The organism is Enterovibrio makurazakiensis, from assembly GCF_050336585.1.
Classification (GTDB): Bacteria; Pseudomonadota; Gammaproteobacteria; order Enterobacterales; family Vibrionaceae; genus Enterovibrio; species Enterovibrio gelatinilyticus.
The window spans coordinates 70572-93263 of sequence record NZ_JAKJSE010000026.1 but is presented as its reverse complement, the minus strand read 5'-3'; the positions used below and the strand labels follow the sequence as shown (position 1 = coordinate 93263).

Here is a 22692-nt window from a genome sequence, read left to right as displayed (position 1 = left end):
TGATTAGTGATGGGCGCTAATGTAGCAGCTTTTGTTGAGCAGAGAAAACGACAGAAGGGCGCGAACGCCCGAGTTTACGCATTAGTCTAGGTTGGCATTGATCATGGTCGGGGCAACAATGACTTTGCGAGCGATGGGGTCACTGGTTTCAAACTGTTCGATAAGACGTCGTGCGGCCTGACGACCAATCTCTTTGGCGTCGGAATTAACAAACGTAATGGGCGGCTCTGTTAACTCGGCATCTTGAACGGCATCAAAGCCGACAATCGCAATCTGTTTGTTGAAGATATTGTCTGAGCCTACGGTTCGCCCTAAGCGGTGCACACCTTGAACTGCGCCCACTGCCGTTGAAGAGTAATGGCAAAGTATGGCGGTGACTTGTGGATGATTCGCCAAGAGGGTTTCTACCGCTGAGGCCGCTGGTGCTTGACCCGCATCGCATTCAACCACCCATTCGGGTTTAAAAGGCAATCCAAACTGCATTAAGGTGCTGCAATACCCCCCAACACGTTCAGCACGACAAAGAGAGCTGCTTTTCCCGCCCACATAACCAATGCGTCGATGTCCTTGATTGATCAAATACTCCGTCGCCATTTTGGCAGCACTCGCATTGTCTGGCCCAACATAGTCAATGTGTTGGTTAACGGAAGCGCGAGAAATACAGACCACAGGCAAGTTGTGTGCGTGTAACGCTTCCACATTCACTTGCTGGTTTTCATTAGCCGGGCAAAAGGCAATGCCACCCACACCTTGTCGTGCCATGGTCAGCACGCATTGTTCGAACTGACTCTCATCACTACTTTGCGTGAGAAACACCATATAGCCTTGCTTTTCCGTTTCTTCACAAAGCCCTGCCGCCACTTGCGCATAGTATGGGTCGCTGATGTCTTTGAGTATCAAACCAATGATTTCACTGCTGTTTGAACGAAGATTCGCCGCGGCGCGATTGCGTACGTAGCCAAGCTCTGACACCGCATGGTTGACCTTTTCAATCGTATCAGGAGAAATCCGCCCTTTGTTTCCGAGCACCATCGACACCGTGGTAACAGAAACGCCAGCATGTTGAGCCACGTCCGTGATGGTTACTTTTTTCACATATATTCCTTGTGCATGGTCTTAGGGCAGAGTGCATTGATAAAACGTTTTACCTGGAAAGGATACTGTTATTTTCTCGTTTTTTAAACCGGATCAAATTTGTGGATTAAGGGAGTATGCAGAGATCACATTTGTTTTGATAAAACGTTTTACCAAAAATTAAATCCCCTATGATGGCTCCGAAATCACTTATTCAGTGTGCTGGTCCGATGACCCGCCACATCTGTCATGTTCTCATGTTTCGGAGAGTTGTTATGACGAACAAAGCGACAAAAACCACCATGTGGGAGTTTCTACAAAGCCTAGGCAAAACGTTTATGTTGCCAGTGGCACTTCTTGCGTTCTCAGGCATTTTATTGGGTATCGGTAGCTCATTTTCGAGCGCTGCTATCCGTGAAGCGATCCCCTTTTTAGATAACATACTGCTTCAATACCTGTTCATGTGGATGACCAAGATCGGCTTGGTCGCATTCATCTATTTACCGGTGATGTTCGCCATCGCGATTCCACTTGGCATGGCGCGAGAAGAGAAAGGCGTTGCCGCCTTTGCAGGTTTCGTGGGTTATGCCGCGTTTAACCTTGCGATTAACTTCTTCTTGACGGTAGCAAACGTGCTTGGCGACCCCGTGGCGAGTAAAGCCTATGGTGTGAAGAGCATTATTGGCATTGAGTCTATCGACACGGGTATTTTAGGTGCTGTGTTGGTGGGTATTATCGTTGCGAGACTTCACCAGCGATTTTACACCTTCAAGATGCCAGATGCGTTGGCGTTCTTTGGTGGCGCGCGTTTTGTTCCTATTATCTCTGCGATCACCTTGGGTGTTGTGGGTGTGCTGGTCCCGTTCGTATGGCCTTACTTTGCTGCGGGCATCAACGGTATCGGTAATCTGATTGCAAGTGCTGGCGCGTTTGGCCCAATGCTGTTCGGTACCGGTGAGCGTTTACTACTTCCTATTGGTTTGCACCACATCCTAGTGGCTCTGGTTCGTTTCACCGAAGCGGGTGGCACCATGGCAGTATGTGGAGAGACAGTCTCTGGCGCACTAAACATTTTCTACTCTGAGTTAGCGTGTGCGGAAACCAACGGTTTCACCCCAGAAGTGACTGCATTCCTATCTCAAGGCAAGATGCCAGCATTCCTAGGTGGCCTACCAGGCGCGGCATTGGCGATGTACCACTGTGCAAAACCAGAAAACCGTTCAAAAATTAAAGCGCTGCTGATTTCTGGTGTTGTGGCATGTGTGGTGGGTGGTATCACTGAACCACTAGAGTTCTTGTTCCTGTTCGTTGCACCTGTTCTGTATGTGGTTCACGCAATCTTGACGGGTCTTGGCTTCATGGTTATGGGTCTGCTTGACGTGACCATCGGTAACACCGACGGCAACATCATCGACTTCTTGGTATTTGGCGTACTTCAAGGCACAGCAACCAAATGGTACTTGGTGCCATTGGTCGCGGCGGCATGGTTCGCGGTTTACTACACTGTATTCAAGTTTGCGATTCTAAAGTTCAACCTGAAAACGCCAGGTCGTGAAGTCGATACCGCAGAAGTGGATGGTGAGCTAGAAGCGGCATTTATCAACGAATCTGGTAAAGGTGCAGCGATTCTGAAAGCCCTGGGTGGTAAAGGTAATATTACCTCACTAGACAACTGTATTACTCGCCTTCGCCTAACCGTTGATAACATGGACTTGGTCGATGCGGACAAGCTAAAAGCTTACGGTGCACTGGGTGTGGTGAAGCTAGATGCTCACAGCCTCCAAGTGGTTATCGGTACGCAAGTACACCTTGTGAAGAATGAAATGCAAGCGTTGATGACAGCGAGCTAATTCAACAGTATCCCCCTAAAACCCTCGGATTGACGGTCAAAGTCAGACCGAGGGTTTTCTTGTTTGTGTGGACCCTAAAATGACAACACAGAATTTCGATACCTCAATTGACCGCATGGGCACTTACTGCACGCAATGGGATTACGTGCAGGACAGGTTTGGTAAAGCAGGTTTGCTGCCTTTCACCATTTCGGACATGGACTTCGCGGCACCAGACGCCGTGATTGACGCATTAAAAGCACGTTTAGAGCATCCGGTGCTGGGATATAGCCGTTGGAACCATGATGATTTCAAAGGTGCGATTGCAAGTTGGTATCAACGCAGATTCGATACTCAGATTGATAAAGACACCCTTGTTTATGGCCCATCGGTAATTTATATCATTGCCAAGTTGATTGAGAAATGGAGCCATGCTGGCGATGGCATTGTGTTTCAGACACCCGCCTATGATGCTTTCGACAAACTGGTCGAAGGCGCAGGTCGTCGCTGTATTCGCAATCCGTTGCTAAAAACCGCCAGCGGTTGGGAGATTAACTGGTCGCTACTGGAACAGCAGTTGGCGCAACCTGACACCACAGTGTTCTTGTTATGCAGCCCTCACAACCCAACGGGACGAGTGTGGAGTCGCGAAGAACTTGAGCGTATTGCAGCGCTTTGCGATGAACACGATGTTGCCTTGATCTCGGATGAAATCCACATGGATGTTGCGTTCAAAGCGCATACGCCATGGTTGGGTTTTGGCATGAAACAGCGCTGGGCGTTGGTGACGTCTGCATCGAAGTCTTTCAATATCCCAGCGCTGAATGGCGCTTATGCCATGATTTCTAGTGAACAATCGCGCAATGATTATTTGTTCAAATTGAAAGAAGTCGACGGACTATCGTCCCCATCAATTATGGGCGTCATCGGGATGATGGCGGCTTATAACCACGGTGAAACTTGGCTAACAGCGCTGAATGCATATGTGAAAGAAAGTCATGAACTGGTGCGCGATACGTTGAATAGTGCTTTTGATAACATTGAATATCAGGTGCCTGATGCGACGTATTTGGCATGGATCGATCTTTCTGCGTTGAATCTCGATATGCAAAAACTACAAAGTGACCTGATTGAGCACTTCAATGTAGCTATCATGGACGGCGGCGTTTATGGCGAGTCAGGGAAAGGGTACGTTCGATTGAACCTTGGCTGTCCTCGAGCGAAAGTTCAGGCGGGGTTAGATGCGCTGGTCGGGGCAATAGGCATTCAAGTTTAATAGGCATAAAAAAAGCGCCACAAAATGTGGCGCTAAACTCTTTGAAAAAGAGAAAACCAAGTGAGTTTCGTAGGATGTAATTGACTCTCACAGCACCAATTATTTCGGCTCGATGGTGCGCCTGCAATCACTCAAAAATTTAATGGTGAAAAAAAGCGTCATAGAGAAAACTTGAAAATTTGTTGAAAATTCTTGTTAGGGATAATGGACATCCCCTTCCATCGACAGGAATTTATCCAATAACAATAAGCAGGCTCTATGGACTATCGGCATACAAAGCTATTTACTTCATTGATTGTGGGCGCGCTGTTTTCGGGGGCTGTAAATGCAGAATCCGTTGACCTAAAAAAACTTCATCAATTAGCGCTTTCGCATGACCCCCTACTTTCACAGATAAATGCACAGGCCAGTATCGCGAATCAAAGCGTTGATTTGGCGATGGCAAATTTACTTCCTCAATTACACGCCTACTTTAATGCTGTTCACCTTCACGATCATCGTGGCGTTGATGCAACCATTGGGGGCTCGGGTAACAGTGTGGGTATCGGCGCTAAGCTGACACAGGCCATATACACGCCAGCGGCAAAGCTTGGTGTTGATATTGCCAAGCAGGGTGCCTCGAATGCTTCTTTACTGGTGGACAAGGCAGAATCGTCATTGGTTCTCAGAACGTCCGTAGCCTATTTCAATGTGTTGCGTGCGAATGATGCCTTGACGGTTGCCGAGGCAAGCCTCGATACCATTGAAGAAGTCAATAAGCAGACTTCGATGCGAGTTGAGCTTGGACTTGCCAGTGAACTCGATCATTGGGAAGCACAGGCCAAATATGACATGGCGAAAGCCAATATCATTCAAACGCGCGCTGTGTATGAAAATAGCCTCGATAGTCTCTACCTGCTGACAGGCAAGCAGTTCACCAGTGTGTTCCCTATTGATGCAGCGCTGTTCTCACCCCAGAAGCCGGTTGACAACAATCTATTGCAGTGGCAGCGAAAAGCTCAACAAAACAACCATGACCTACGTTTAGCGACTCAGGCAATTGATATCGCAAAGCAACAGATAGACCTTGCGCAGAGCGGTCATAAACCTACGGTTGTGCTGTTTGGTGGTGTGAATCAGGAATTGCTGATGGACATTACACGCCTTGGTGGTAACAAACTTGAAGACGGAAAACTGGATAATCTCACTGAAATTGAAGTAGGTATTTCCGCTAATTTGCCACTTTACACAGGCGGCCGTACGTCAAGCCAGGTAGACATAGCAAAAGAAGGTTTGATCTTAGCGCAGAGCGTGCAAGAGCAAACGCATCGCAGTGTCACTGAGCAAGTGAATCAGGCGGAGCGATTTGCGACCGCATCATTCCATTCTCTGAGCGCTCATCAACAAAGTCTCTTATCCGCAAAAGCAGCCCTCAATGCCATTGAGAAAGGCTATGACGTCGGTACTCGAACCATGACTGAAGTGCTAGATGCCAACACTCGTTACTTCCAGACACAGAATCAGGTCAACCAATCAAAGTACAACTTTATTATCAATAGCCTAATGCTCAAGTTTATTGCTGGAGAGTTAGCTGTGGAAGATATCAATGGCTTAAATGCCAGCCTGAAACACGAATTATAAAGTTAGGAGTCATCACTATTATGAAAATGAATAAAAACTTGCTTCTTTCCACTCTTTTGTTTCCGGGCCTGGCGTTGGCACAAGGCGTTCAAGTTGACGCACTAACCGCAGAAAGTGCGCTTTTTGTGCCGACAAAGTCTTACGTGGCAAAACTTGAAGCGGCAGAGCACGCAAGACTAGTGACGCGTATTTCCGGCTACCTCGTAAAGCAGCATTTCAACGATGGTGCGTGGGTGAACGAAGGCGATGTGTTGTTTGATATCGACCCCATTCCATATCAACAAGCGTTGGCGATTGCTGAAGCAAACCTCGAAAAAGCGAAAGCGGCACTGGCGCGTGTAGAGCTCTCTCATAAGCGCGTGGTTGCACTCCAAAATAATGGTGGTTCTACGCAATCGAATTTGGATGACATTACTGCTGAACTTACTGTATCTCGCGCTAACGTTGATGTGGCAAGTGCTGCAGCTAACAAAGCTCAAGACGATTTGGCGTACACGCAAATTCGTGCGCCTTACAGTGGACGCTTGGGCAAAAGCAACTTCTCAAAGGGCGATATGATCACACCCGCTTCAGGCCCAATCACTGACATTGTTCAGGTACACCCAATCACCGCGACGTTTTCTGTTAGCCATGCCGAGTATTTGCAGCAAAAAGCCGAGCAGCAGGGCGTTGTGACGTTCTCTTTGGATGAAACCGGGCAGGAGGGAACGCTCAAGTTTGTAGATAACAAAATCAACCCAGCGAGCGGGACGATTCAGGTGGCAGCCAAGTTTGATAATGAAGATTTGTCATTGTTCCCGAATCAGGTTGTTCGCGTGTCCCTAAACAACGCCGCGTCGTTTGATGGTGTTTGGATTCCTCAGGCTTCTGTGCAACAAGCGCTGACAGAGCAGTTTGTTTATGTTGTTAACGATGGCAAAGCAGAGCGGCGGTCTGTGAATGTATTGGAACGAAAAGGCTCGAACGTTTTTGTCAATGACGGTATCGATGCGGGGGAGCAGGTGATTACATCTGGCTTGCTGCGCGTTCGTCCAGATGTGCCAGTCGTGGTCAGTGAGAAGTAAGGAGGTCGCATATGCTGAGTAAATTTTTTATTAATAGACCCAAGTTCGCATTTGTTATTTCTATCGTGATGATGTTGGTTGGCTTCGTGTCAATTAAAACGATGCCTGTTTCAGAATATCCAGACATTACGCCTCCCATGATCAATGTGATTGCTGTCTATCCAGGTGCAAGTGCGGAGACCATTGAAGAGGTCGTTGCCAAGCCGATTGAAGCCGAGATAAACGGCGTGGATAACATGCTGTACATGAGTGGTCGTGCTGCCAATGACGGGACCTATATGTTGCAGGTAACCTTCGAAATTGGCACTGATCTCGATCAGGCACAGGTGATGGTTCAAAACCGTGTAGCGACAGCTTCTCGAAGCCTGCCTGACATAGTCAATCAGTTTGGTGTGCGCGTTAACAAAGCGGCTCCTGACTTTTTAATGGCAGTTGCGGTCAGTTCGCCAAATGGCACTTATGATGAGACATTTCTGAACAACTGGACGGAAATCAATCTTATTGATGAGTTGACTCGTATCGGCGGTGTGTCTGAAGCCGTATTGCTAGGGCCGACGTACGGCATGCGTATCTGGCTAGACGTTGACAAGATGGCTGCGCTTAACGTCACGACGAATGAAGTGCGTTTGGCACTGATGGATCAAAATATCCAAATGCCAGTTGGCGCGGTGGGTGCCGGTCCGCATTTGAACGACACGCAAAAGCAAATTCCATTGCTCACGAAAGGTCGTCTCAATGAAATCCATGAGTTTGCGAACATCATGGTTAAAACCGCACCAGATGGCTCGAACATCTACTTGAACGATCTAGCTGAGATCGAACTGGGTGATGCGCATTACAATGCGGCGACATTCTACAACATGGCAGAATCCGCGCTGATGTACATCACGTTAGCGCCGGGAGCCAATGCGTTGGATACCGGAGAGCAAGTGAAGGCGCTGCTGGAAAGCACCGAATATCCTTACGATGTTCAGTACAACCTGCCGTTTGACATGACGACGTTTGTGGAAGACTCGATTTCTGACATCGTTGAAACCTTGATCATTGCGATTGTGCTGGTGGTGATTGTCACCTTTATCTTTCTTGGTGACTGGCGTGCAACCCTCGTACCTTTAGCGGCGATTCCAGTATCACTCGTGGGTTCATTCTTCTTTATGGATCTGCTAGGTTTTACGATCAACACCATTACACTGTTTGGCTTGATACTCGCCATCGGTATTGTGGTTGATAATGCGATTCTTGTAATCGAAAACGTTGAACGCACTCTTCGTGAAAACAAAGATATGACGCCGGCACAGGCAACCTTGAGGTCAATGGAGGAGGTGACGGGGCCTATCGTTGCTTCAACCTTGGTGATGCTGGCGGTGTTCCTTCCTGTTTCTATGCTGCCAGGTATTACCGGTCAGATGTTTGCCCAGTTTGGTTTAACCATCTGTATTGCTTTGGTAATTTCAGGTATTAATGCGCTGACGCTATCTCCTGCACTGTGTGCAATGTTTATGCGTCGTGTAGAAAAACAACCCGCTTGGTATATTGCGTTTAACCGTGTCTTTGACCGTATCACCGTTGCCTACGGTAAGATGGTGACCCTGGTTGTGCGTAAAGCTGTTGTCTTGTTCGCGATCTTTGGTGGTACGCTGGCCGCAATGATATTGCTTGGTAGCTCTATTCCGACGGCGTTTGTTGAACGAGAAGACAAAGGCAACATGTTGGCCGTTGCGACATTGCCAGACGGAGCATCTCGTGCGCGTACCCAAGCGTATGTCGATTCACTTCAAGAAATCATGCTTGCCGACCCTGCGGTTCAAGAAGTGGGTGGCGCGACAGGTTTTGCTGCGCTTTCCATGTCTTTCCAGCCTAACTCTGCGACATTCTTTGTGAATCTTAAACCATGGGAAGAACGCAAAGCACTAGACGGAAAAAATGATGTGAATGCCGTTGCCGCACGTTTAAACATGAAGATGGCAGCGCTGAAAGAAGGCATGGCGATGGCGATTGCTCCACCTGCTATTCCCGGTGTTGGACAAGGTGAAAACCTTGAGTTCATGCTTCAAGATAGCGCGGGTGGGACGAAAGCTGATTTGTCAGCAGCGACATTCCAACTGATGATGGCGGCGAATCAAGCGCCGGAACTTCAAGGCGTGTTTTCGCTGTTCCGTGCTAACGTTCCTCACTACTACATCGATATTGACCGCGAAAAAGCGCGCCAATACGGCATTCCAGTCTCTGTGATCAACGAGACATTGATGACGTATCTCGCGGGTTCTCGTGTCAATGATTTCTCGATGTTTGGGCGCACGTATTACACCTTCCTACAGGCGAAAACTGAGCAACGTGTTGATGTTGAAGATATCTCACGTATTCACGTTCGATCTGCTGCGGGAGAGATGATCCCACTTTCTGCGCTGGCGACATTAGAGCCAAAACTGGATGCAGATGTCACCAACACGTATAACATGCTTTCAGCAACGAAAATGTTCGTCGGTGTTGCTCCTGGTTATTCTTCCGGACAAGCCATTGCTGCGATGGAACGTGTTGCAAATGAGGTGTTACCAGAAGGCTACACCTACGAGTGGACGTCAATGGCATTGCAAGAGAAGACGGCAGGGAACACCATTGCATTGGCATTGATTGCTGCGCTGGTCTTTATCTACCTCTTCCTTGTTGCACAATACGAATCGTGGGCGCTGCCTATTGTCATCATCATCGCTGCGCCAATGGCTGCGGTTGGCACCATGGTAGGCTTATACTTGGCGGGAATGCCACTCACGCTTTATGCGCAAATAGGCTTGGTGTTGCTGATTTCAATGGCGGCCAGAAACTCTATCCTGATTGTCGAGTTCGCTAAATTAAAACGTGAGAAAGAAAACCAGGATATTGAGACGGCAGCAATCCTCGGTGGCACGATGCGTTTCCGCGCAGTAAATATGACATCCTGGTCATTTATTCTCGGTGTTTTGCCAATGGCGTTAGCGTCGGGTGCTGGTGCGGTTGCTCAGAATAATATGGGTATTGCACTGTTGGGTGGCATACTCTGTATTCTGGCTCTCGGGACGATTATCACTCCCGGGTTCTACGCGATATTTCAGAAACTGAGAGAGAAGATGAAGCGTGCTGTGCCATCATCTGTTCCTGCTTAGACGCGACTGAATACAAACTTACGATAAATATGCCGGGCTTTGTCTCGGCATTTTTTCATTTCGTTAAACATAAAGCGCCCTAAAACAGAGTTATTGGTAGAAAACATAATTAAGTTGCTTGGGAGTATATCGCTTTATTTTCTATGTGGTTATCTGCAATAGCTAAAAAATATAATGGTCGAAAAAAACGCCATTTCAGCCTGTTCCCCTCATTGTTAAAGTCACCTCAACCTTACTTCTCTTAATGAGTATTACAAGAGAAGCGAACTCTAATTACACCGAGGTTGAGATGAAAAAACACTTTCTATTTCCGCTCTTGTTAACTGGATATTCTGTCGCCGCAATGGCACAGGACATTGACCCCTCAGATTTGACCAACGTTTATACCCAAGCAGCACTATTGGTTGGCGGCGATTCAACATTGAAACCAGTCACTATGATCAGTGGCGGCTATGACAATGGTCATAAGTTTGCCTTTTTAGGAGAGGCCACTTTCGGATCTAAAGGTGAGGATGCGGACAATCAGTTTGGCCTCCACTACCGCGATTCTCGCGCACAGTATTTCCATGTGCTCGATGCAGACAATGGCTTTATTCCTTCTGTTGGAGTGTCGCTTGATTACATTCATCAAAAATCTGATTCAATCACCACCAACTTGGCTGCGATTGGCACTGTGGTGGGTGTTAATCCTGTTTATACACCAGGCTTTATGGTTTTTCCTATTGCAGCCTATGTGAATGGTGACATCAAAGCTTCAGGCTCTAAGGCCAACGTTGATGGTGCAAGTGTTGCACTGGCAGCCACACGTCAAGTTGGCGACTCTGGGGCTTTTATTCTTTTTTGGCCTGAGTATCAAAAATTAAGTGGTGACGGTCTCACTGTGACCAATACGAGCGCCAAATTTTCTTTAAATGCGCCAATTACGGCTAATAAGAAAATGTGGGTTAACACCCGTCTTGACTATGGAAAAACAGATATTAAAGCCACTGAATTGACCACCATGAAATCTGATAATTCTCAGGTTTACATGGGTCTTCGTTATTTCTTTTAAGTAGGTTTGAATACGATGAAAAATATTAATAAGAGTATTATATTTCCATTTGCAATGTTCCCGTTTATGGCATTGGCTGACGGTATTCAAGACAACCCGGAGCAGGACATCGTTGAAATTGAAGAAACGCAGTTGATGGAAGTTCCCCCCGCGAGCACGTTTTTAACGGGTCGCCTTCAATACAACATAAGTGATGTACAAACACGTGATGGAGCGCTGCCGTCAAGTAGTACGACAGGGTGGCTTGATGCACGAATCGGCGCTCAGTCCTACCAGCCCATTGATAACGATTTGACTGCGTTTGGAATCATGGAGTTTGATGTGACGTCGGACAAAGCAGTCGTGGGTATGGACAAAGATGCCAACGATCTCGCACCACGTTATGTTTTCGCGGGTATCGATTCTAAAGACTATGGCAAGGTATCTGTCGGTCGAGTGGGTTCGGGTTTACTAGAGCTCGTCAATCTAACCGATTTTTTTGCCTTTAACGGTGGTGGTGAAACCATTGCTTCACGCTCGTCATTAGTCGACGGCAGTGCTTCTGGTGTAACTCGACAAGATAATACCCTTGAATATGGTCACCAGATTGGCGGGTTAACCTTCTCGACTGGCTACATCATGAACTCTGGTTTCTTCAGTGATACTGGTGTTGATAAAGGGTTCAATGGTGCGGCGAGCTATAACTTCACCTTGTCTGAATTTAGCCACATTAAGCCAGTTGTTGCATTCCAAAAAACCTATGCGACTGATGAAAATCATCGACCAAGCAGCGTGGCAGACAGTTACAGCTTTTGGGGTGTAGGTGCAGAATATTACTATGGCGACTTTGGTACTTCGTTTATTTACTCGGAAGATAAATTAGAGGGTACGGCGGCGGATTTAGGCACCAATAAAGGCCTAGAAACCATGGTGCGTTGGACTGGCATTGAAAAGCTGGATCTTCGTGCTGGCTACTTTACACAGAAAAATGATGCTTATGGTGAAAAACTCATTAACGACTTTGTGTTGGATGCGCATTATTTCTTGACGCCTAAAATTCGTTTCATTGCTGAATACAGCTTCCGTCATGCTGATGAGTTCAAAATGAATGAATATAAAGCGTATGAAAAAGCGTCAGATGATAAACAAGAAGATTTTTTCTATTTAGCGTTTCGAATGAACTTCTAAGAGTGAAAGAAAGAGCAAAAGCAAAAAAGCCACTTCGGTGGCTTTTTTATTACCGGAACTAAGGTTAATCAATACTTATAAACATGGCAGTTAGAGATTTTTCGAACTCAGCCTTTTTTTGTTTTTTCTCGTGGTCATCTACATACCCAAGATTCTCTAAAGCGTTTTGGTAAAGCTTATTGGAGCGTGCATGGTACTCATCAACCAGTGCTTGGCCTTGCTCGGTGATCATCACCCGTTTTTTCACGCGAGCTGAGTCTTCTTCAATTTGCTCGATCGTCACCATTTCATCGGTCACCAGCTTTTTGACTGACGCATTGATCCGAGACGTATTGAGTTGCATTGCTTTGGCGAGGTCATATTGAGTGCAACCCTCTAGATTAAAACTGACGTGCTGCAAGACAAAAAACTCATTGAGTGAAGCCTTACCCGGGTAAACCGCTAAAACGATTTCTTTTAGCTCGAGTATGACGCGATACATTTTGTATGCATTGCTGATTTCCATGGTGTTCCTTTTTGTAATCAAACAACCTCAATGCCTTGTACGGCAAGTCTTTAGAGGTCGCAGCAGTATATCAATCACATCAGATCATAACAAAGCGGTTCAAACGTGAACGACTGTAAAGTCACAATTGCAGTGGGTCACGATGTCTATTTGCCCAAACAGCCTCACAGACTCAATGAACAAGGTACTGAGATTGCTTGGGTACTGCTCACCTGATCGATGACTCAGATTCTTGATGACTGAAAATTCGAGCGATTTTCATTTTTCTTGAGCCATTTAGAATGGAATCAAATCGTTAAAGATCATAAGCAGGTATCCAATGAATAAAAAGAATGTTTTCAAACTGCTACCAATGGCGGCAATTCTGGCGACGTTAGGCTGTACTCAAGGCAGCGAGGTCACTGGGCCGGAAGCCGTTATCTATACCAACGGTGACATTCTTACGATGAATAAAGCGGCACCGACCGCTGAGGCCGTTGTTGTTGTCGGCGAAGAAATTGTTGGCGTTGGGTCATTGGTAGACCTGAAAAAAGAGTGGAATAACTTCACTTTGTTTGATCTCGAAGGCAAGACACTAATGCCTGGTTTGGTTGAAACGCATCATCACATCATGATGGAAGCCGCGATGATGGATTTCCTCGATATGAGCTATCAGGCTGAGCCTGATTTCGACAAAATGATGGACATTTTTGCTACTGGGAAACCATTACCAGAAGACAATCATTTTATGCCGGGTTGGGTTATCGGTTTAGGGTGGGATGCGGGCAAGCATGGTCGCGTACCGACACTTGAAGAGCGTGATGCATTGTTTCCCGATACACCCGTGTTCGTCGCAATGCAGGGGCATGGTGGTTGGTATAACAGCAAAGGGATGGCGCTGAAAGGCATTACTCAAGATAAAGAGCCACCTCGAGACAGTGCTTATGTAAAAGATGAAAATGGTGAGTTAACGGGTGAAATCAGTGGTCTTTACGCTGTGCTTGAAGCGATTGGTAGTTACCCTGGCCCGCGCTTGGATACGGCAATTAGAGCCACCCACAAGGCGTCTTCACAAGGTTTCACAACGGTATCTGAAATTGGTGCGGATAATGTAGACAATCTTAAAATCTTGTCTGAAGCGTCGCTGGATGAAAACTTCAATGTTCGCGTGGCTGTTGGTGTAACCAATGCTGATGGTTATTTGGATACGCTGAAGAATCGCGGTGATTTTGAAACCGACAAAGTCTGGATCAGTCAAACTAAGATGTGGCTTGATGGCGCGGTTCATGGCGGTAACATTTACACCGATCTGGAATACCAAAACGACGCGTACAAAGACAATAAATTGCAGCCTTGGGGAACGCAGGCACTCTTCAATGAAGTGGCTTGGAATTCTTTAGAAAATGGCGTGAATTATTCCTTTCATGCGAATGGAAACTTGAGCTTAAAAATGGGGTTGAATGCCGTTGAATATGCTCGTAATAGGGCGAAAGCTGAGGGTATTGACGATTCTAACTTTAAAGGCCAAGCCATTCACTTGTCTGTTTCTACACCGGAGCAATACGTTCGTATGGCGGAACTGGGTGTTGACCCGACATTTATCATTGGGCACACATACTGGGCTGGTGGTCAAATTATGAACCAGTATTTTCTTGAGCATGCGCAAGATTATATGTTCAGAGTTAACACAGCATTTGAACAGGGACTGCCTGTTGCACTCCACAACGATGCACCTGTGACGCCCGCTTTGCCTTGGTTAGGCATTGAAACTGCAGTAACACGAGTGACAGAAGATGGCAATGTACTGAACTTTTCTGAAGCTATTACGGTTCAACAAGCGTTGGAAGCTTACACCATCAATGGTGCGATTCAATTTGGTGTGGAAGACATGACGGGCTCACTGGAATCAGGTAAGCGCGCGGATATGATTGTTATCGATCGCAACCCGTTGAAGGTCGATCCGAAAGAGATCCGTGATACGCAAGTCGAAACCACTATCTTTGAAGGACGAGTGGTTTACGAAAGAAGTTAATTGGGACTGGGTATCGCAGAGCGAACGGTACACGGGAACTAAGAATGAATATAAGGTCTGCGATAGCAGGCCTTTTTTTGTTTGGGTGAAAGCGTAACCTCACCATTCACCATGCCCAGAAAGTGCCGTTGCTGCTGCAAATGTGTTGTTGGGTTTGCAATCCTCCGCACAAGTTTGTGCAGTGGTGCGTTATCCGCTGGCAGACTCCATTCTCCCATTCCCCAATACTTCATTACTCCAGCGATATACCCAAGCAACCTGAACGGAATATGAATAACCTCCTCACGCTGGGTTAAGTGTGTCCCCGTTAAGCTTCCTACCAACTTAAGCAAAAACATCTATTGCAAGGTAAGGAGCAACACATGGAATCAGTTAGCGTCGTTATTATCACTCTGAACGAAGAAAAACGTATTGGTCGTTTACTTGACGATTTGTGCCAACAAACTCACCGCGATTTTGAAGTCATTTTGGTGGATTCGAACAGCGACGATGCAACCCGCGAGGTTGCCCGTTCATACGCAGAAAGCCTGCCATCTCTTACTGTTCATCGCATGGAAACCCGTGGCGTAAGCCTAGGGCGTAACACCGGTGCGTCGCTGGCCAACAATGAGCGTTTACTGTTTTTGGATGCCGATGTTCGCTTGTCTGCGGATTTTCTAACCAAAGCGGTTAATCAACTGAACGACAAAGACCTCGACGTTGCTGGCGTTTACATGGGCGCAAGCAATCTGCCAATGGTGCAAAAACTGTGTTACGCGGCTTTCAATGGTGGCATGTTCGCCACCCAGTTCTTCTTCCCAACCGCGGTCGGTGCCTGCATTTTCTCGACACGTGCCGCCCACGAAAAACTGAACGGCTTTGATGAAAGGATCACCCTGTGTGAAGACTGTGATTATGTGCGCCGCGCCAGTAAAAATGCACGTTTTCGATTCATCAACATCACGTTCGACTTTGACCCTCGCCGATTAGATCAAGACGGCATGATGGCAACAGGCATGACGTACGTGAAAGCTAATGTGCGTCGTTTCTTCTTCGGGGAAATGCGTAACAACGAAATGGAATACAAGTTCGGTCACTATCACGAGCAAAAGTAACGTGAACGGATTTGTTAGCGAAACAAACATAAACACGGTAATTCGAGGCAATCATGTTTGAGTCTTTCGGTCTGTTTCTGGGTGCATTTTTCGATGCGCTGATTGGGCCCAACCTGTTTGTGCCAGCAGAGCCATTTCTGCTGGCCGCAGGATATCAGCTTTACGATGGCATCGTATCAGGCGTTCTTATGGTGTTGCTCGGCGGGTTTCTTGGCGACCAATTGAGCTATTTGGCGGGTAGAAAGTTTGGTAAGCCTGCCCAACAAAAACTGATGAAGTGGCAACCTAAAACCCGACGCGCATTCGCACACTGCCGTCGCCTGATGGCAACCAAAGGTACGGCAGCATTGACCTTCTCACGCTTGCTCGGCCCCATTGCTTGGGTTGTCCCGTTTATGGCCGGCTCGCAAAAGATTTCATGGGGGAGATTCACGATCTTCTCTAGCATTGGCTTATTGCTTGGGGCGGGGCAATTTATCTTCTGGGGCTATTTACTCGCAGCAGGTGTTGAGCAGTATCCGTATATCGACGCACTCATGACGATGTTGGCCGAGCATAAATACAGCCTGATCGCCGTGGCGGCAACACTCCTTTTGGCATGGGTAGGGTATGTGTATCGTTGGAAAAAGCTGCTGCCTAAGGTGAGTGTGTTTTTCCTCGCTGCCATGCTAACCGTGAATTACAGTCACTATTTCTGGTTTGCCGATAACTTTATCGATACGACGCCAACATCCAGTGTCTCGCCTTTATCGTTGAACTACAAAGCGTACCCAGGGAAATCGCCGATCTTTGATGCGCAGGGTATCAACGTGTTGTTTGTTGGCGAAACACCAAGAACCATGATGGCATCGTTAGGATGGATAGAGAATCAGACCTTTTCTCGCAATGACATTGATTGGAATGACTACGTGGGTTTGCTGAAAGGGCAAACACCGCCCGTGTCCGATCTGTTTTGGAATGGCCGCCCGCAAGACATGGCGTTCCAACTGCCGGGTGATTTGCTTAAACGCGCCCATATTCGCTGGTGGAAAGCGGGAGTTGATGACAGGTTGAATCAGCCGATTTGGGTGGGCGCAATCAGTTATGACGATGGATTAAAGCTCACCATGTATTCGGGGATCATTACCGTGTTACACAGCATAGACCCGAACATTGATGCTGAGCGAGATAAGCTCGCGTCTTTGATTAACGCTGAGTTACCAGACATCACGACGGATTACTACCAAGCCATGCCAGCGCTGACTGTTGATGAAGACCATGATTACTACAGCGATGGACGTGTGCTGGTGGTGAATGACCATCAACTCGTGCTTACGCATCAGGCCAACTGATTTTTACGGCGCTAACGGAGTGACACTCAAAGCGATAAAACGTTAAGTGTCACCCCGTCAAACCGAATAGCGCATCGGCGTGAAGATAGAGAGGGCGAAGAGAGAAAACTAGCGCGCTCGCTTCACGGTTAACACCACTTTCAACCCGCCCATGCGCCCGTGACACAGATCGAGCTCGCCACGGTAACTGTGGGCGATTTCCTTCACGATGTTTAACCCCAACCCAGTACCAGGAACAGATTCATCCAAACGCACACTGCGTTCGAGCACATTTGCCATTTCTTCTTTGGGAATGCTGTCGCCATCGTCTTCAATACACAGTTGAACCGTTTCTTTGTCTGCATCGACGGCGTACACACGAACGAGCGATTTTGCCCACTTGTAGCCATTTTCAAGCAGGTTTCCGAGCATTTCATCCAGATCCGCAGGGTCGACCGCCACATCCAATGCTTCATCGAGTTCGTTAACCACGATAATCTGGCGCGAAGCATACACTTTATCAAACGCCATGGTGATGGCTTCGACACGTTCTGAAGGGTTTGATTTCACGGCCAAAATATTCATTGAGCCTGCAACCCGAGAGCGACCCAAGTGATAGTCTATTTGGGTTTGGATTTGCGCCACTGACGGCAGCAGCTTTTTCTGGGTGTCTTCGTCGAGGGCTAAAATGTCATTTTTCAGCACAGACAAGGGCGTTTTTAGCGCGTGGGATAAATTACCCGCATGGTTACGTGCCCGTGAAAGTAGCTCATGATAATGGAACAACAGAGCGTTCAAATCCGACACCAACGGCGACACTTCTTGCGGGTAATTAGTACTCAGTGCGTCCTGCTTTCCTTCTTTCAGGGCGACCAGCTCTCGTTGCATATCATTTAATGGCAGCAACGACCACGCGACTTGTAAACCAATGAGCACTAACACACCAATGAACAGCATCGACAGGATCACCCATAATTTACTGGTCAGGCTTTTAAGCACATCCTCAGTGGGATCTTCATCGATACCAATCATGACCTCGACAGGTTTTTCGCTGCCTTCCGGTATCCAAGAGTCGGTAATGGTAATCAGGTTTTCTTTGCGTGCCCCATGCACTTCTTTGAGCGGCCCGTTCTGGTGATCAATGAAATTTTTTCCCGCGAGAGAAGTTGAGCGCAGCTGTTGATTTTCTGCGTTGATTGACCAATACAAACCACTAAATTGCTGCTGGAATCTGGGGTCGGAAAGTGGTTGAGTGAGGGCGAGTGTTTGATCGTCATTGATCTGCAAGTTCGTCGATATTTCAGTCATCGAAAGCTGTAAGCGCTCTTTCGTGGCATCAACAAGGTAGTCATTCACCAACACAGGAATGCCCACGCCGGCAATGGACACCATCACGGTTAACCAAATGACAGTCGCCAGTAATAAACGGCTTTTTAGGCTCAATTTTCCAATGTAGCTGACTCTACTGCGCATTTAATTGATACCCCAGACCACGAACTGTTTTGATGATGTTGGGGGATATTTTCTTTCTTATTCGGCCGATAAATACCTCAACCGTGTTTGAATCGCGCTCAAAATCTTGCTTGTAGATATGCTCGGTTAACTCGGTTTTGGATATCATCTTCTCTGGGTTATGCATGAAATAGGCGATGACTTTGTACTCCAATGCCGTCAAGCTAATTGCTCGTCCTTGCCAAAGTACGTTCGAGGTCCGTGTATCTAAACTCAGGTCGCCCAATTGCAGAATGGGAGAAGCACTGCCAGAGGCGCGTCGAAGGTGCGCCCGTAAACGCGCTGTTAGCTCAAGCATTTCAAAAGGCTTGGTGAGATAGTCATCGGCACCCGCATTTAATCCCTCAACGCGTTGCGACAAGGTATCCCGAGCGCTGAGAATGATGACAGGCGTGTTGATGTTCTCATCACGAATGCTTTTCAATACGGTCAAACCATCAATCTTCGGTAGCCCGAGGTCGAGTACGATCGCATCCCATGATTCAGACGTGGCGCGGTAGAGCGCATCAATGCCGTCTTGTGAAAGTTCAGGCACCCAATCGTTCTTCTCGAGTGTTTCGAGTATCTGTTCACCCAAACGTGGTTCGTCTTCTACCACCAAAATTTTCATTGTTGTACTCTCACAAAGTTGTCTTCTCTATCCTGCCTGATTGATATGGCAAAATGCGTCCCATTGCTGAAAAGCGACGTAAATCAACACGTACTGACAGTGCACCATAACAAAAGTATGGTAGAGAGAATGTGAAAAGAAGGTGAGATGTCGCTACACAATGCATGTAATAAAGCCCGCGATTGCGGGCTTTGCTTATTTACACTTTTTCTTTAAATTTGGCGGTAAAGTGCCGCAGCACCGCTGGTTCGTAGGTGAATTCCAGCCCTTTGAGAGACGCAGCTTTGTCTTTCAGTTCAATCAACGCATCTGCGATGTAGTCCATGTGGTCGTTGGTATAAACCCGACGTGGAATGGTGAGTCGCATTAGCTCCATCGGAGACTGTTTTTGTTCGCCGGTGGCAGGGTTTCTGCCGAGCAGCAAGGAACCAATTTCGACGGCGCGAATGCCTGCTTCCACATAAAGCGCATTAGCGAGTACATGGCCAGGAAATTCATCGCCAGAGAGGTGTGGCAACATTTTCCCCGCATCGACAAATACCGCGTGCCCACCTGTTGGATATTGAATAGGAATACCCCCTTCACGCAAACGTTCGCCCAAGTATTCCACCTGACGAATCCGATAGTTGAGGTAGTCTTCATCTGCGCCTTCATACAGGCCACGGGCGAGTGCTTCCATGTCACGACCAGCCATGCCGCCGTAGGTCACAAACCCCTCCATTGGCACGCACCGAGTTTGCACCGCTTGGAACAATTCCTCATGGTCACGCACGCAGCATAAGCCGCCGATATTCACGAGAGGATCTTTCTTCGCCGACATGGTGAGCATATCGCCGTAAGTATACATTTCGCGGATGATGTCAGTGATCGAAGCATTTTCGTATCCAGCTTCACGTTGCTTGATAAACCATGCGTTCTCGCAGTAACGCGCGGAATCGATCACCACAGGAATATCGGCTTCCTTCGCTAACTCGTATACCGCCCGCATGTTCGCCATGGATACGGGTTGCCCCCCTGAACTGTTGCACGTGACCGTAGTAATGATTGCCGCGATGTTTTCCGCACCATAGTGAGCAATGGTCTCGCGCAGTTTGTCGAGGTCAAAATTGCCTTTCCAGTCGTCATAGGTGTTGGTATCGAAAGCTTTTTCAGTCAACACATTAACGGGAGTGCCGCCATTTAGCTCAACGTGACCCGCTGTGGTATCAAAGTGATAATTGGAGATGAACACCGGATTAGTGCCACCACGCACTTGTCGCATGCGCTCGATTAAGCATGGAAACAAGATTTGTTCTGCTCCGCGCCCTTGGTGGGTAGGCACAGTGAGCTTGTAACCAAAGAAGTGCTCTACCGCATCGCAGAGGTGGTAATAGTTTCGACTTCCTGCATAGGACTCATCACCCAGCATCATGCCAGCCCATTGGTTGTCACTCATCGCTCCTGTACCTGAGTCGGTGAGCAAATCAATGTAAACATCTTCGCTGCGTAGCAAGAAAGGGTTCAATCCCGCATCTTGTAGTGCTTGAGCACGGTATTCAGGGGTGGTCATTTTGATGGGTTCAACCATCTTGATGCGAAAAGGTTCTGGTAATCGTTTCATTGTCTTGATCCTATTTTTCGCCCAATACCACAAAGATAGATACGTGTGTGGCGTGGGGCGGTTCGATCACAAGAGGTGGCATTTAAAGCGGTCCATTGCTTCAGCTATTTCTGCACAATCATTTCCAAAAAAGCAGATGAAAAGATCGCGAAAGAAAGGGCTAAATGCCTTGTGAACGAGAAATTAAAAAATGTGTAGGTGACGCGAAGGCGTCAAACAGGATCAAGCGCGAGGGAAGTCGTAGGCGAGTTGAATATCGTTGTTATACCAATGGAATAGCACTGTGCTATCGCCACGCTGACATGTGTTCATCCGCTACCCTCCTTGATTTGGTTAACATGATTATTGGTGTCTCTGTGTTGATAACTTAGTCAATTTCAAGGGCGGATGCAAGTCTGTGTTAGCGCAGGAAATTACATTCCTTCAAACATCAATAACCCACATTAGTCATCAAAGCGAGTTTAAGAAACCTGACGATTCCTATCAAGTGTGAGACACATTGCCACTCAAAGGTATGCATATAGTAGAGATATACCCAAGTATTCAGAATCCTGCATATTCAGGTTACTTGGATATAAGAGCATGACGGTTCAGCAGTGATTCTTATTGAGAGGAGAGCCTTCGCTATGCAATTTGATAACCCAGTAAATACCAAAATCTTCCGCACGTTAGTGTCTCAAACGCACCATGACGCGAATCAAAAAACGCTTGCCACATTGCCTTTTTTTGAGGAAATAAGGGAGAAAGTGGCAGCATGTTCAGACATGGACGCCAGTTATAAATCACGTATTCATCAACGTATTCGAGATCTCTCTGATCAAACGCTCAACCTGTTAGTGATTGGTGCTAAAGGGGTCGGAAAATCTGCAACCTTGAAGGCATTGTTTGGTGAATATGATTGGCAAACCGAACCGCCGGAGGAGGCTCAAAAAGTAAGCCGACATCAACTCAATCAAATGACGATTTGGCAAGCCCAGTTGCCGAGTGAAATTGAATCCGCACCACATCAAATGAACGAGGTGGGTGCGTTGTTATCAGAAACCACTGAGAGTGGTGAGCCATTAATTGACCGCGTGATCGTGGTATTGGATGCAGCCAGTAACAATATTGATGACTGTTATCTCGAACTTTGTCACACCCTCATTCCAATGTTGGGGACGATGACTGAAAACCGTTTGATGATCTTGATGAACAAATCAGACAAGGTGGCAAGACACATTCGCGGTACAAGTGTGAATGAAACAATGCCGTTGGACGCTGAAATTTGGCTGGATTGCACTGCGGCGACGTTACGATATCGTTTGATCCATAACGTAGGCGTTCAAACACGTCCGATTTCATACAATGCATTGGCAGGCGAATCGCCATCTGGTCGCCCATATAACCTGCAGAAGCTGTTAGCCAGTCTGTTGGAAAACTTGCCGGAAGAGAAGCGCCTTTTGTTGCTCAATCAGCCTCTTACACTTGGCGACGAACAATGGCGTGAGCATGATGACAAGAAGGTATATCGGCAAAGCATGGAGAACCTTTGCTTCGATGGCTTACACCTTGGTGCGCGAGATGGCGATCGATTTGGCGGTCAACTGGGCGCATTTTTGGGTAAGCATGGCAGGGCATTGGGCAACATTGTGTCTGATGCGCTACAAGAAAAAATGGGCGTCACCGTTTAATTTCATTAAATTTCGCCTTTCCCTTTTGCGTTATTTTCACTTCGCGTCTTCGGTCTGTGTTTTCACTTAATCATGGCTAGAGGACGCGTAGTTTGGGCAAACTGCGTTCCCATTATCCCTTATGATTAATCCGTACAACAGCCTGTAAGTAAACAAATT

The 22692-nt window shown here is 47.3% G+C and carries 16 protein-coding genes; 11 read left to right on the top strand and 5 right to left on the bottom strand.

The window, feature by feature from the left end; genetic code table 11:
* Positions 1-81: 81 nt before the first annotated feature.
* Positions 82-1101: a Mal regulon transcriptional regulator MalI gene (gene malI / locus L4D06_RS19530; RefSeq protein WP_274164653.1), complete on the bottom strand. Its 1020-nt coding sequence runs from the start codon at positions 1099-1101 to the stop codon at positions 82-84.
* 248 nt (positions 1102-1349) lie between these two features.
* On the opposite strand from malI, the gene malX reads away from it, so the two are divergent.
* From malX to L4D06_RS19495, 7 genes are all read left to right on the top strand, one after another.
* Positions 1350-2924 carry a maltose/glucose-specific PTS transporter subunit IIBC gene (gene malX / locus L4D06_RS19525; protein WP_274164646.1) on the top strand — a complete coding sequence of 525 codons (1575 nt, stop codon included), beginning with the start codon at positions 1350-1352 and terminating at the stop codon, positions 2922-2924.
* A 79-nt stretch (positions 2925-3003) separates the two neighbouring features.
* Complete coding sequence (locus L4D06_RS19520; RefSeq protein WP_429740781.1) at positions 3004-4179, top strand: MalY/PatB family protein; 1176 nt, start codon at positions 3004-3006, stop codon at positions 4177-4179.
* A 258-nt stretch (positions 4180-4437) separates the two neighbouring features.
* Positions 4438-5799, top strand: a complete 1362-nt coding sequence (locus L4D06_RS19515) for a TolC family protein (protein ID WP_429740779.1) — start codon at positions 4438-4440, stop codon at positions 5797-5799.
* A 20-nt stretch (positions 5800-5819) separates the two neighbouring features.
* Entirely contained in the window at positions 5820-6863 is a 1044-nt protein-coding gene (locus tag L4D06_RS19510; RefSeq protein ID WP_429740777.1) for an efflux RND transporter periplasmic adaptor subunit, read from the top strand.
* Positions 6864-6874: 11 nt separating this feature from the next.
* Complete coding sequence (locus L4D06_RS19505) at positions 6875-10003, top strand: efflux RND transporter permease subunit (RefSeq protein ID WP_429740776.1); 3129 nt, start codon at positions 6875-6877, stop codon at positions 10001-10003.
* 289 nt (positions 10004-10292) lie between these two features.
* Positions 10293-11054, top strand: coding sequence for a hypothetical protein (locus L4D06_RS19500; RefSeq protein WP_429740775.1), 762 nt, complete (start codon positions 10293-10295; stop codon positions 11052-11054).
* A gap of 15 nt (positions 11055-11069) precedes the next feature.
* A complete protein-coding gene (locus L4D06_RS19495) occupies positions 11070-12221 on the top strand; it encodes a porin (protein ID WP_429740774.1) in 1152 nt (383 codons plus the stop codon).
* A gap of 64 nt (positions 12222-12285) precedes the next feature.
* Here L4D06_RS19495 and L4D06_RS19490 read toward each other — a convergent pair whose 3' ends face one another.
* Positions 12286-12726, bottom strand: a complete 441-nt coding sequence (locus L4D06_RS19490) for a MarR family winged helix-turn-helix transcriptional regulator (protein ID WP_429740773.1) — start codon at positions 12724-12726, stop codon at positions 12286-12288.
* 319 nt (positions 12727-13045) lie between these two features.
* Here L4D06_RS19490 and L4D06_RS19485 point away from each other — a divergent pair, with 319 nt between their 5' ends.
* The 3 genes from L4D06_RS19485 to L4D06_RS19475 all read left to right on the top strand — a co-directional run bounded on the left by L4D06_RS19485 (position 13046) and on the right by L4D06_RS19475 (position 17162).
* Positions 13046-14737, top strand: coding sequence for an amidohydrolase (locus tag L4D06_RS19485; RefSeq protein WP_429740772.1), 1692 nt, complete (start codon positions 13046-13048; stop codon positions 14735-14737).
* 362 nt (positions 14738-15099) lie between these two features.
* The gene (locus L4D06_RS19480) at positions 15100-15831 is read left to right on the top strand and encodes a glycosyltransferase family 2 protein (protein WP_429740771.1); all 732 of its coding nucleotides are present in this window, start codon (positions 15100-15102) and stop codon (positions 15829-15831) included.
* A 53-nt stretch (positions 15832-15884) separates the two neighbouring features.
* Positions 15885-17162, top strand: a complete 1278-nt coding sequence (locus tag L4D06_RS19475) for an LssY C-terminal domain-containing protein (RefSeq protein ID WP_429740770.1) — start codon at positions 15885-15887, stop codon at positions 17160-17162.
* 108 nt (positions 17163-17270) lie between these two features.
* On the opposite strand, the gene L4D06_RS19470 is transcribed toward L4D06_RS19475, so the two are convergent.
* From L4D06_RS19470 to L4D06_RS19460, 3 genes are all read right to left on the bottom strand, one after another.
* Positions 17271-18614, bottom strand: coding sequence for an ATP-binding protein (locus tag L4D06_RS19470; RefSeq protein ID WP_429740769.1), 1344 nt, complete (start codon positions 18612-18614; stop codon positions 17271-17273).
* The gene (locus L4D06_RS19465; RefSeq protein ID WP_274164641.1) at positions 18604-19263 is read right to left on the bottom strand and encodes a response regulator transcription factor; all 660 of its coding nucleotides are present in this window, start codon (positions 19261-19263) and stop codon (positions 18604-18606) included. Before L4D06_RS19465 ends, L4D06_RS19470 begins: the two co-directional genes overlap by 11 nt.
* A 199-nt stretch (positions 19264-19462) precedes the next feature.
* Entirely contained in the window at positions 19463-20863 is a 1401-nt protein-coding gene (locus tag L4D06_RS19460) for a tryptophanase (protein ID WP_429740768.1), read from the bottom strand.
* A gap of 626 nt (positions 20864-21489) precedes the next feature.
* Between L4D06_RS19460 and L4D06_RS19455 the strand changes: the two genes are divergently transcribed.
* Entirely contained in the window at positions 21490-22533 is a 1044-nt protein-coding gene (locus tag L4D06_RS19455; RefSeq protein WP_429740767.1) for a GTPase family protein, read from the top strand.
* Positions 22534-22692: the final 159 nt, after the last annotated feature.